This window comes from Pseudoalteromonas sp. CST2 (assembly GCF_028599385.1).
Taxonomy (GTDB): domain Bacteria; phylum Pseudomonadota; class Gammaproteobacteria; order Enterobacterales; family Alteromonadaceae; genus Pseudoalteromonas; species Pseudoalteromonas atlantica.
The window spans coordinates 55,987-68,016 of the sequence record NZ_JAQREO010000019.1 but is presented as its reverse complement, the minus strand read 5'-3'; the positions used below and the strand labels follow the sequence as shown (position 1 = coordinate 68,016).

Here is a 12,030-nt window from a genome sequence, read left to right as displayed (position 1 = left end):
TAAGCCCCTAATTAGGGGCTTAATGTTGCTACTTATTTAGTCGTTAAACGTTGTCGGCAGCTCTACAAATTCTACCCAGTATTTTCCTAGGGTTTTCATTAAATCAACCAAGCCATCAAACGTTACCGGTTTAGTAATATAAGAGGCCGCTCCTAAGTTATAGCCTTTAACCATGTCTTCTTCTTGCTTAGAGGTGGTTAAAATAACAACCGGTATGCCTTTAAGGTTTGGGTTTGCCTTAATGGCCTCAAGTGCTTCACGGCCATCCATACGTGGCATATTTAAATCAAGCAAAATCAACCCTGGGCGTGGCGATGAATTTTTATCTTCAAACTTACCCTTGCGCTCTAAGTACTCTAATAATTCAACCCCATCTTCCACAAAATGCAGCTCGTTTAATACACGGCTTTCGGCGAGCGCATCTTGCGTGAGTAGGCGATCATCCTCGTCATCATCTGCCATTAATATTGTAATAGGTTTCACTTTTGAATACGGCATCTAAGCCTCTCCTTGAAGTGTGAAAAGCGTTGTTTCCACAGGTAATTTTATTATGAAGGTTGCCCCTTCACCATCTTTACTATGAGCGGTAATTATCCCACCATGCCGCTCAACTATACGCCTACAAACTGAAAGCCCAATCCCTGTGCCTTTATATTCCGAACGCCCATGCAGGCGCTGAAATGGTACAAATATTTTATCAGCATACTCTTGTGAGAAACCAATACCATTATCTTTTATGGTAATAATTTGCCAACCCACTTTTTCGTTGTGCTCTTCACTAAACTCGTCTTTGTGCTCGTACATTACGCTTATGTGTGGCTCAACACCTGGTTTTCTAAACTTAACAGCGTTAGACAGTAAGTTTAAAAACAACTGCTGCATTTGGCTTTTATCGGCTTGAATAACCGGTAGTTCGCCCAGCTCTACCTGCGCATTGCTTTCTTTAATGGCCACTTCTAAATCACTTAAAATGTCGTCAACTACTTCTTTTAAGTCAGTGTCATCAAAGTCTTTACCTCGCGTTGTTACCCGCGAAAACTCTAGCAAGTCGTTAATAAGGTTAGACATACGTTGCGCTGCATTTTTCATACGGCCTATGTAATCTATGCCTTTTTCGCCCAGCTCATCTTTAAACATGGTTTCTAGGCGGTCACTAAATGCTTGAATTTTTCGAAGTGGTTCTTGTAAGTCATGGCTGGCAACAAACGCAAACTCTTCAAGCTCACGGTTTGAGCGGCTAAGCTCATCTGAATATAAGGTCAGCTCTTGCGTGCGCTCAGACACTTTTGTTGCAAGTGTCTCGTTTTGTCTTTCAAGCTCCTCACGGTATTTAGCCGCGTTTCTTAAATTTAGGCGTGTTAATAAAAACATACCAATTATTAAAAGCGCACTGGTAACCGCTGTAATAGCAAAGGTGATTTTTGCTTCATTTTTTATTTGTGCCAGCTTAGAAAAATGACTCACCTTAAACAATAGTTCTCGGTCTTGAATATCATTAACTTTAACGCGAATATCTTTGTACAGCTCTCGCCCTCTGTGCGTATTTAGTACATATAACGCACGGCGCTCTTTGTCATTAGTAGCCAGCTTAACCGTTTGTTTAAGCTCTTTAATTTTAGCTTCTGTTAACACTAATAGCTCAGCAATTCGCTCAGCTTGGCCATCAATTTCAGAGTGTAGAGACTTTACATGCTCTATTTGCGATTCTATTTGCCCTATCGCATCGTAATAAGGCATTAAGTAGTCTTCTTCTTCGGTGAGTAAGTAGCCGCGCTGGCCAGACTCTGCCTGCACAATTGATAAGTGAAGACGCTCAATGGCATCGGCTAATAAGCTGGTATTATCCAAGCTTTTTTGCGTTTGCGTTAATCCCTGAATAGTACTTAATGCTAAAACTGCATTACCAACAATAATGCACAGTACTATTGCGATAAAAGCGGCCCACGTTATATTCGCTTTACCCTGCTGCTTTTGCTTACTCATTATGTGTATATACCTAATTTTAAATGACTACTTGTTATTAAAATCAGTAATGTTTTGCAAGCTCTCGCTACATTGCTGACAGTTTGAAATTATTTTATCGAGTGCTGCTAACGCTTTGTCTTTTGGCATATCGTTTTCTAATACCAGTTTAATGAGCTCTGCATTCATAGAAATTCTATTCAGTGGAGCTCTCGCATCATGTACCAATTTATTTAGCGTATTAACTTCTTTTTCATCACTCATATTACTTCCTATACTTATTCAACCTGAACTCTGATTAAGAGAGCCACTAAAATATTAAATTATAGTGATAATCAAATTCTTTTCTCTAGCCAGAGATTTTCAATGAAAACAAGGCGAATTTACGCGTCAATAGCTGGCCTATTGCAAGCAAATTTAACGCAGTTAACGTTGAAAATAGCTGCTAGAGATAGGTTTATTATTCAGAGTTTAGGTTATTTATATTCTCCAATTCCGCCGTATGCGTTTAATCGGTTATACAATGTTTTTGTACTGATCCCTAGCATTTGCGCAGCTAGCGTTTTATTACCTTGCACCTTATCTAGCGTGGCGTGGATTAACTCTTTTTCAACTTCTTCAATGGTTTGCCCAGCCGAAACATGGTTGTCGGCCACTTGCGTATTTACACGCGAAAACGGCGACTCTAAGTTATCCGGAAGTGTAATTTCGCTCGATTGTGGGTCGCTCATAATAAAGGCGCGATGGATAGCGTGGCGAAGTTCACGCACATTGCCTGGCCACTCGTATTGCTGTAGTTCTTTTAGCTGCTCGTTGTGCCAATAAAACGAAGTGCCATTTTCATCGTTAAGCTGCTCTAAAAAGGCTTTCGCAAGCAGTGGAATATCTTCTTTTCGTTCACGCAGCGCAGGAATATCAATGGGGAAAACCGCAAGTCTAAAGTAAATATCTTCACGAATAATATTGTTTTGCGCTAAGTCGGTCAGCGAACGGTTAGTCGCAGAAATAACGCGGCAGTTTATAGGCAGTTCACGATTGCCGCCTACACGTGTTACTTTTTTAGTTTCAAGTACACGCAGTAAGTTTGGCTGCATATCTATAGGCATTTCGGTTACTTCATCTAAAAATAACGTACCGCCGTCTGCTTGCTCAAACACACCTTCTTTACGGGCAATTGCACCTGTAAAAGCCCCTTTTTCATGGCCAAATAACTCACTACCTATTAATTCTTTAGACAAAGCACCACAGTTGCTCGCCACTAAAGGGCCTTCGCATTGGCTTGCGTTATGAATTGCTTGGGCGACCACTTCTTTACCTGCACCGCTTTCCCCCATTAGCATCACGTTAGCATTGGTTTTAGCTACGCGCTCTATCATGGTGTAAAGCTTTTGCATTGGCTCTGATTCACCAATTAAGCTATTAAAATGGCGAGTAATAGCCGGAACTTTAGCTTTTTTAGCTGTTTTTTTAGGGCCGTTTAATACCAGCTCTAGGTCTTCGCGTTGCAGCGGCTTTAATAAATGCCCAACATCTTGCTCACACATGTCTGCCAAAATCCCTTTTACTGAAGGGTGGCCAGAAATAAGCGTAACTTTTGGAGACTGCCCAATCATTTTTAAATGATCGAGTAAATGAAGACCACTGCCATCTGGCAGCATAAAATCGAGCAACACGTGATCAAAGGTATTATTTTCAAACCATTGATGTGCTTCTTTTAAGCTAGTTGCAGTACAAATGTTGTGCCCGAGGAATTCGACAATGTGGCAAACAACGTCACTAAATTCAACGTCATCATCGACTAAAAGTATGTTTAACATGATAAATCCCTATGCTTTTCTTCTTATTCTACGCACCCTATTTTGCAAATAAAAGGGGCTACTAGAATCTCTTAAAAATGATTAAACTATTGAGTCTTTTAACGTTTAATTTTAACAACCCAGTATGTACGTAAACTTAAGCCATACCGATCATAATTTTTAAAAATAATTAGAATTATTTTTACTACTCGCCTAAGTATACCAGCTGATATAATTTTGCTTTTAAAAAGGAGACAAAATGCAATTATTAAAAACAATGGTCCACCCTGGCATAAATTTAAACCAAGGCACTCAATTTACCCGCCGCACAGGCCGCGCCATTGTGATTAAAGATGCACACATTTTATTAATGTATACCAATCGCTACGAAGACTACAGTTTACCCGGCGGCGGTGTGGATGAAGGTGAAATCCTAGAGCAAGGGTTAATAAGAGAGCTTAGCGAGGAAACTGGCGCGCAAAATATACAGGTTATTAAACCCTTTGGGTTATACGAAGAGTACCGCCCTTGGTACAAAGACGACTTTGATATTATACATATACAGTCGTATTGCTATTTATGCGATACAGACAAAGAGCTTGGCAAAGCACAGCTTGAACATTACGAGCAACAAAATGGTATGACGCCTAAATGGGCCAATATATACGACGCCATAGCACACAACGAGCGCACAATGAGCCTTAGTGAAAAGCAAGGGCTGTCTATCATTCGTGAAACTTACCTACTAAAACAAATAGCACAGCAACTGTTTAACTAAGGCTGTAAAATTTGCATAAAGCAGTATTTTTTACTGCTTGCTCATCACTCGCTTTTTATTTAAATCCCATAATTAAATTTAAAGCGACCACTATTCAATAACTTAAACTCTATTTTACTTTATAAAACAAACTGGCTTTGTGTTTGCACCCTTACTGATAACTAATTTGTAAGGAGATAAAAATGAGTAACACAGTTAAAACAATCAACCCCGCAACTGAACAAACCATTGATACCTACACGCTGCTTTCTCAAGAGGAAGCTGAGCAAGTAGTCGAAAAATCTCACGAAACATATTTAAAATGGCGCCAAACCTCATTTACCGAGCGTGCTAAGTATTTAAATAAACTAGCCTCTTTATTTGAAGATCAAAAAGAAGCCATTGCTAAGCTAATGACCGAAGAAATGGGTAAAGTGTACGAGCAAGGTTTTCAAGAAATTGAACTGTGCGCTGGTATTTGTCGTTACACAGCCGAAAACGGCCCACAAGTACTTGGCGATGAAGAGCGCGATATGGATGGCGGCCGCGCTATTGTTAGCTACCAACCAACGGGCGTTTTATTAGGTATTCAGCCTTGGAACTTCCCGCTTTACCAAGTAATTCGTTACAGTGCTGCTAACATTATGGCTGGTAACACCACCGTACTTAAACATGCCGGTAACGTATTTGGTATGGCAGAGAAAATCGATACCCTGTTTAAACAAGCGGGCTTCCCTGAATATTGCTTTAGCAACTTACTTATTGATGGCAAAACTGCCAGCGCGCTTATTTCACACAAAGCAATCAATGGCGTAACATTTACAGGCAGTGACGCTACCGGTAAAAAAGTAGCTGAAGAAGCAGGTAAATACGTTAAAAAAACAGTGCTTGAGCTTGGCAGTAACGATGCCTACTTAGTACTTGATGATGCAGATTTAGACCTTGCTGTTGAAACCTGTGTTACAGGGCGCATGATCAACAACGGCGAAACCTGTGTATCGGCAAAACGCTTTGTGGTTGTAGAGTCATTATATGATGACTTTAAAGAAAAAATTAAAGCGCAATTTGAAGCATTAAAAATGGGCGACCCAATGGCCGAAGATACCGATCTAGGCCCAATGGCTCGTGAAGATTTACGTGATAAAATTCACGACCAAGTAATGCAATCCGTTGAAGCAGGTGCAAATGTAGTAACAGGCGGTGAAGTACCATCGCAAACAGGTTACTACTACCCACCGACAATTCTTGATAATTTATCGCCGGGCATGCCAGCATACGATGACGAATTATTTGGCCCTGTAGCCTCGCTCATTAAAGCAAAAGACAACGACGATGCAATGCGCATCGCCAACGACTCTCGCTATGGTTTAGGCGGTGGTATTTTCTCTAAAGATGAGAAAAAAGCCATTGAACTAGCTAAAAAGCACTTTGACACAGGTATGATCAACATTAACGGTTACGGCCTTGCCCAACCAAACCTACCGTTTGGTGGTGTTAAAGAAAGTGGTTACGGCCGAGAGCACGGCGGCTTTGGTATGCGCGAATTTGTGAATATCAAATGTATTATGATTAATAGCTAATTTAGCTATAAATACCAATATATAAAAAACCTAAAAGTGGGTAATCTCTTTTAGGTTTTTTTTCTTTAAAATTAGATTACAGCAGAGCTCATCCTTTACTGACCAAACCCCACGAAACTAAATACTAATAGCTGAAAATGTACATTTTTCTTCTTAATCATTATCAACATTAAAAAATAATATAATAAATTCTGAGGCACTAATTGCAGTTAGATTCCGGCCTGAGGGTCAGGTTCAATGCCAAAAATGAGAACTGGCGCTAAAATAATAGTAAATAATGCAGCTATAATTCTGATAAGAAAGAGTCGTTTATTTTGGTAGTTGTTAGCACTCGCTAAAAAATACAAAACCAAATAAGGTAATAGCATAAACGCAAAGCCAATCTCCGTTGGCATCCAGTACTTGATTGCAACTGCAACTAAAGATAAGGCAGCAAGCGCCTTAACTGGGTAGTACATTTTTTTATAATTCACATGCTTTCCTTTGCACGCAGTGCTTCATTAGCACCAAGTAAAATATTGCCGAACAATATAAAAACTTTAACTATGCAATGCAATGCAATCTATTTCACTAGATTTAACCTGACAGGCAATAATGAGCGATAACCGGACACTGAAAAAGTTAAAGTTATTCTTGTTTTGATGAGTAGGTTCCTAATTTTGCCCGATAACATTATTAACCGCCATTTTGATGCAAAATAACAAGCTTTGAATTAACACTATTTCAACAACATGTTTATAAAGGTAATTATTGATGAAATTATCGGAGTATGTAATATACGCCGTTTTGGTGTGTTATAAACCACCAAAATGGTGTTTAATAAGCTGTTATGCGCTTAAGCAAAGTCAAGGATTTGAGATTTGATTCTAGGAACGAAAACATTAGAAAAACTTCGCATTCTTATCAATGAAGAAACAGAATACCGAAGTGGGCCTAAAATAATTCAATTCTTCAATGAGTTGGGATTTAGTGACAGTTACGGACAAGGCTTTCCTTCGCGTTGGATGTATACCGATGAAAGACTTGCAGCAATCAATGGCACACCAAATATTGATAAATGTATTAAAAACTTATTCTCTCCTGTTAGCTTTATTGAAACCCCTGAAAAACTTGATTTACATATCTCAGAATTCAATAAATATCTCGCATTTGATAAATGGAAAGTTGTAAGAAACCACGCGGATATCTCGTTTCAAAAACTAGATAAAGTTGAATTTACTACTCCTAAGAAAACAAATGATGAAGAAGGTTTTCTCAACCAAGAGTTTAAGGATTTAAAGCTATCTAACCTTCAATTGGATAGCACTATAACTAGCGTGCTTGAGTATAGAATTAAAGAAATAGAAAACTGTTTTTCTGCTAACGCTCCACTCTCTGTAATTCTTATGGCTGGTAGTACTCTTGAGGGTATTTTACTTGGCGTTGCAACTAGTAATCCAAGGATATTTAATTGCGCTAATAGCGCACCCAAAAATCGGGAACAGAAGGTAAGGCCATTTCAAGAGTGGTCACTTGCAAATTTTATCGATGTTTCAAAAGAGATAAATTTATTGCATCATGACGTTCATAAATTTAGTCATGCACTCAGAGATTTTAGGAATTACATTCACCCATTTGAACAAATGAGTACAGGCTTTAACCCTACAATGTATACAGCTAAAATTTGTTTGCAGGTATTAAAAGTCGCCATACACCAAATCAATGAGAATAATAGGTGTATCAGCGCATAACAAGAGTCTAAGGTTACGACAGTCCGCTCATGGCACATTAAAGCCCTTGGAATTGAGCCCGAAACTGATTTTTATCGCTCGAACTAACAAGGAGCTTATTTGAGTTAATAAATGACAAAATTAACATATTATAAAAATTTATCTTTATCAGTTATTTCCATCGCATTAGGCCTAGTCATCGGGTTTGTAAATCTAAATCAGGTTAATAGTGGCTTTCCTTTTAAAAGTGACCTTGTAGAAAAAAGTGGTCTTGTTGATTGGGTTCAAGCACATGATTATGGAATACGCTTCGGGTTTGTTAATGATCCAATGAATTTTAATTACCCGTCAAAATCAAATGGGCAAGGCATTGTTGAAGAGTCTCTTTTGAAATCAAAAGATCAGCTTGTTACTATTTTATTTGAGGCTTCTGATACGCATTCGCCAATCTACTCTTCGAACATATATCATAATTTTTTTGAGTTAAAAGTGAATGGACTGCTTGTTCGTTCTTATGAAGAATCTGAACAAGCTTGGAAGTCAGACAACAAGTTGACACCTTTTATTGTTGCTCTATTTTTAATTGGAGGAACATATATCTGGCGCAAAACAAAAAAAGAGTACAAATATACTCAATATTGAAGCACAGCTAACTCTCACATCATCAGGCCAAAGGGTTCTAATCTTGACTCCTCATATCACGATTCATCAATGTCTACTCGTGCACTCTCCAGCCACTCGAAACCATAAAATATTTCCAAGGTATTTTACTGTGTCGGATGGCGCTTCGCTTATCCGACCTACACTAGCTGATGAAGTTATCAAGTTTGATGAAATATCATGAGTTAAACCTGAGCGTTCAAGTTAAAACATATTCAACTAACAGCTAATAGCTAAAAACCAATAGCTGTTACCCCTTCTCAAACCTTGGCACCTTTCGCTTATCGGCTTTGCTCATAGCAAGCTCTTGAATTTCTTCTTGCTTTAGCTCTTTTGGTTTATCTTCTAATGAATGCTGCTTAGCATTTTCAAACACCAGCTCGGTAAGCAGTGCAAAGTGGTCGGAGCCATATTTTGCAAGGCGCTTAATGCGCTTTACTTTAAAGCCTTGGCTGTGAAATAAATGATCGAGCGGCCAGCGCATAAAAAAGTAACTTGCGTGAAAGGTGTTATAAAAACCACGGCCTTTACGTGGGTCTAAAAAACCACTTATTTGCATAAATAAACGGGTGCTGCGCGACCATGCTACATCGTTTAAATCACCGGCTACAATGGTCGGGCGTGTTGGCTTTTTAAGTGCTTTAGCGACCATTATTAGCTCTGAGTCGCGTGGGCGCGATGAGTCTTCCTCTGTGGGGCTTGGTGGCGCGGGGTGTATAAAGTGCCCTTGCATTTCAAGGCCTTCATTGTTTTCGAACAGGATATGAATTGAAGGAATATCATCTTCAATGAGCTCACATATTTGCGCATCAAGAATTTTAAATTTACTGTATAAATGCATGCCGTAGCGGTTGTCTTTAGGGCATTCAATATAATAGGGGTAGTTTTTTTTAAGAACAGCTAATTTATTTTCCCACCAGCTGTCGCTTTCAAGGGTAATTAATAAATCGGGCTGGTGTTTATCAACCAGTGAGATTAGTTGCTCACTATTGTGGTTTGACATAAGCACATTAGCCGACATGATTCTTACACTGTGCTCTTCGCTCACGGAGGCCGTTTTAACTTCTTTTTTAGCAAGCCAAGTGTAAGGAAATATCCACTTACCTTGTAATGCCATGGTTAGAAATGCGGTTAAAGCAGTATACAAATACCCGCTATTGCCGCTTTGCCACAGTAAATAAAACGATATAATTGCAACAGCGCTGGCTATATAAAATACCTGTAGTCGAACAAAGTCGCAGCTGCGCACTAAGTAGTGCTGACTGTACGACATAGGTAATAAGGTCACTAATAAAAAAAAGCCAATGATTATAGCCAGTGCAATGAGCATTTAAATATCCTTATAAATTGTACTTAACGAGTTAAAATTGAAAGTATTTCTCGTGTATCGTGCACCATGTGTATAACTGTACTGTCTATTTTTATACTTACTGTACCATTATCTCTAGAACGTTCAATAACGCGGCCTTGTTTATATACATTGCGGTCTAGGTAATCGCCTCTATGGTAACGCTTACTTAACCCTGGTGGCGTCCAACCAGCACGCACTAACTTTTTTTGCTGCTTTTTAGATAGTTTCTTACTGCTTTTATAGTTGTGCTGATGATGTTTATGGTGGCTATTTTTATGGCCGTGATTGTCTTTGTCGGGCTTTGCCTGTGCATTAACGCTAACCAAGGCACCCGCTAAAAAAACCGTATATAAAAACGCTTTCATAAATAATCTCTAATAATGTTAATAGCTAAAGATTATCAAACACGCCTGAACATCATATGAAACTGCAAGCAGCTATTTATCTCGGCTTGTACTGTGTTTTGCAATGGCTGCGCATTATGGCTGGGTCTCGCAGTTTTAAATGCTTGGTTTTACGCCCTGCGTGGCGTTTGCGCCACACTTTAAAACTACCCTTTGAAATATGCTCTCGCATAAACACGACCAGCTGTGAATAATTAAGCCCGTATAACTGCTCTATAGCCTCAAAGGGGGTTCTGTCTTCCCACGCCATTTCTATAATTCGCGATTGCTGCTCTGCGTTAAACATGGTTATCTCTTAAAATTTAAACTTATACGAGAAGAAAAAATACATAGATCATCACCTCAAAACCGAATATCGCTGTATAATAAACACACTAACATAAGAAAAAATCGGATTTACATTTATGCGCACATTACTGCTGCTTTTAGCTTTTAGTTTTTCTTCGCTATTATTAGCAGCGCCTAATAATACGCTGCGCTGTGCAACTACCCATTACCCGCCTTTTACAATTTATGACGATAAAACACATACCTTTACAGGCATAGATATAGACTATTTAACTTTTATAGAGCGTAATTTGGAAGTAACCATTGAGCTGGTGCATTTACCGTGGGCTCGTATTAAAAAAGAAATGAAGTTAGGTTACTACGATTGTTACTTTGCGCTGGCAAATAATACCGAGCGTGCGCAATATTTAGAATTTACCACTGAGCCACTACACACCACCCAATTTGGTTTATTTAGCACAGAAAAAGCAAACCTTAATAATGACTTATCAAATTCACGCATTGCTATGCTAAGAGGCGTTAAATTACCCAGTGTACTGACAAAAGAATACAAGATTAAACAAAGCAACTTTATGCATTCACTCTCCACTAAAGCCACGTTTGATTTGCTTGATAAACAGCGTGTTGACTACGCTATAACTAATTATCAAGCCGGCTTATGGTACTCAAAAGGCTATAAAAACATACATGCTAAGCAGCTTGAAGGCTATGCCCTACCTGTTTATATTGCTTTTAAGCATGGCGTGGTCGACACCACACTCGTTGATGAGCAAATAAAACGCTATAAAGCGCAATTCGGTGTGCATTAATAAGGTAGGCAATGTTAACTAAATTACCAAATTGGGTTGAGTACGGCGCGTTTACACTCGCCTTTATTGCTGGCATTGTTAACGCTATTGGGTTATTAGGGTTTGAGCATCAGGCTATTTCGCACCTTTCGGGCAGTGTAACGCTACTTGGCATTACATTAATGAGTAACATCTCTAGCGCACTATTGCTATTGGCTGTAGTCCTGAGCTTTATGCTTGGCTCTGCCCTTTCTGGTTTTTTACTTACCGGCGGCTCGTTAAAGCTGGGGCGCCATTACGACACCCTATTATTTATTGAAGGCCTATTGCTGCTTTTAAGCGCCTATTTACTCAGCCGCGCCCATGTTTATGGCATTACGCTTGCCTCTGCTGCCTGTGGTTTACAAAACGCCCTTGCCACTAACTACAGCGGCGCAGTAGTGCGCACCACTCATTTAACCGGTATTTTTACCGACCTAGGTTTAATGATAGGCAAAGCGCTAAAAGGTGAACCCTTTGATACCCGCAAAGGCGTAATATTTATACTTATTATTGCCGGCTTTTTATTAGGTGGAGTGTGCGGGTTTATGCTTTATGAGCACTTAGCCCTACTTGCTTTAACCGTGCCCGCTGGGGCTTGCTTTATATTATCGCTAACTTATCGGGTATATAGAATACGCGCACTTTAACGCAACCGGTTTAAAAACTGTTTAAAACACCTTACCATGGCGTTAA

At 39.3% G+C, this 12,030-nt stretch carries 14 protein-coding genes; 6 read left to right on the top strand and 8 right to left on the bottom strand.

Going from position 1 to position 12,030, the window contains the following annotated elements:
* Positions 1–36: 36 nt before the first annotated feature.
* The 4 genes from PSH41_RS18660 to PSH41_RS18645 form a co-directional block, all read right to left on the bottom strand.
* Positions 37–498, bottom strand: a complete 462-nt coding sequence (locus PSH41_RS18660; protein WP_024031669.1) for a response regulator — start codon at positions 496–498, stop codon at positions 37–39.
* On the bottom strand, positions 499–1,983 hold the full coding sequence (locus PSH41_RS18655) for a sensor histidine kinase (RefSeq protein WP_248444284.1): 1,485 nt from the start codon (positions 1,981–1,983) through the stop codon (positions 499–501).
* A gap of 27 nt (positions 1,984–2,010) precedes the next feature.
* Complete coding sequence (locus PSH41_RS18650) at positions 2,011–2,226, bottom strand: hypothetical protein (RefSeq protein ID WP_004588505.1); 216 nt, start codon at positions 2,224–2,226, stop codon at positions 2,011–2,013.
* 212 nt (positions 2,227–2,438) lie between these two features.
* Positions 2,439–3,779 (bottom strand): sigma-54-dependent transcriptional regulator, encoded by a 1,341-nt coding sequence (locus PSH41_RS18645; protein ID WP_024031667.1) that lies wholly within the window; start codon positions 3,777–3,779, stop codon positions 2,439–2,441.
* Between the two features lie 238 nt (positions 3,780–4,017).
* Here PSH41_RS18645 and PSH41_RS18640 point away from each other — a divergent pair, with 238 nt between their 5' ends.
* Positions 4,018–4,536 (top strand): NUDIX hydrolase, encoded by a 519-nt coding sequence (locus PSH41_RS18640; RefSeq protein WP_273589833.1) that lies wholly within the window; start codon positions 4,018–4,020, stop codon positions 4,534–4,536.
* A gap of 182 nt (positions 4,537–4,718) precedes the next feature.
* Positions 4,719–6,095 carry an NAD-dependent succinate-semialdehyde dehydrogenase gene (locus tag PSH41_RS18635; protein WP_273589834.1) on the top strand — a complete coding sequence of 459 codons (1,377 nt, stop codon included), beginning with the start codon at positions 4,719–4,721 and terminating at the stop codon, positions 6,093–6,095.
* Positions 6,096–6,304: 209 nt separating this feature from the next.
* Here PSH41_RS18635 and PSH41_RS18630 read toward each other — a convergent pair whose 3' ends face one another.
* Positions 6,305–6,568: a hypothetical protein gene (locus PSH41_RS18630; RefSeq protein WP_029774160.1), complete on the bottom strand. Its 264-nt coding sequence runs from the start codon at positions 6,566–6,568 to the stop codon at positions 6,305–6,307.
* A gap of 387 nt (positions 6,569–6,955) precedes the next feature.
* On the opposite strand from PSH41_RS18630, the gene PSH41_RS18625 reads away from it, so the two are divergent.
* Both PSH41_RS18625 and PSH41_RS18620 read left to right on the top strand, forming a co-directional pair.
* Entirely contained in the window at positions 6,956–7,825 is an 870-nt protein-coding gene (locus PSH41_RS18625; protein ID WP_029774161.1) for a hypothetical protein, read from the top strand.
* A 111-nt stretch (positions 7,826–7,936) separates the two neighbouring features.
* Entirely contained in the window at positions 7,937–8,446 is a 510-nt protein-coding gene (locus tag PSH41_RS18620; RefSeq protein WP_029774162.1) for a hypothetical protein, read from the top strand.
* A 268-nt stretch (positions 8,447–8,714) separates the two neighbouring features.
* Here PSH41_RS18620 and PSH41_RS18615 read toward each other — a convergent pair whose 3' ends face one another.
* The 3 genes from PSH41_RS18615 to PSH41_RS18605 form a co-directional block, all read right to left on the bottom strand.
* Positions 8,715–9,794 carry an endonuclease/exonuclease/phosphatase family protein gene (locus tag PSH41_RS18615; RefSeq protein WP_273589835.1) on the bottom strand — a complete coding sequence of 360 codons (1,080 nt, stop codon included), beginning with the start codon at positions 9,792–9,794 and terminating at the stop codon, positions 8,715–8,717.
* Between the two features lie 23 nt (positions 9,795–9,817).
* Positions 9,818–10,180 (bottom strand): hypothetical protein, encoded by a 363-nt coding sequence (locus PSH41_RS18610; protein ID WP_273589836.1) that lies wholly within the window; start codon positions 10,178–10,180, stop codon positions 9,818–9,820.
* 76 nt (positions 10,181–10,256) lie between these two features.
* A complete protein-coding gene (locus tag PSH41_RS18605) occupies positions 10,257–10,505 on the bottom strand; it encodes a TIGR03643 family protein (protein WP_054983514.1) in 249 nt (82 codons plus the stop codon).
* Between the two features lie 118 nt (positions 10,506–10,623).
* Here PSH41_RS18605 and PSH41_RS18600 point away from each other — a divergent pair, with 118 nt between their 5' ends.
* A complete protein-coding gene (locus PSH41_RS18600; protein ID WP_273589837.1) occupies positions 10,624–11,316 on the top strand; it encodes a substrate-binding periplasmic protein in 693 nt (230 codons plus the stop codon).
* Positions 11,317–11,327: 11 nt separating this feature from the next.
* Positions 11,328–11,984, top strand: a complete 657-nt coding sequence (locus PSH41_RS18595; RefSeq protein ID WP_096740070.1) for a YoaK family protein — start codon at positions 11,328–11,330, stop codon at positions 11,982–11,984.
* Positions 11,985–12,030: the final 46 nt, after the last annotated feature.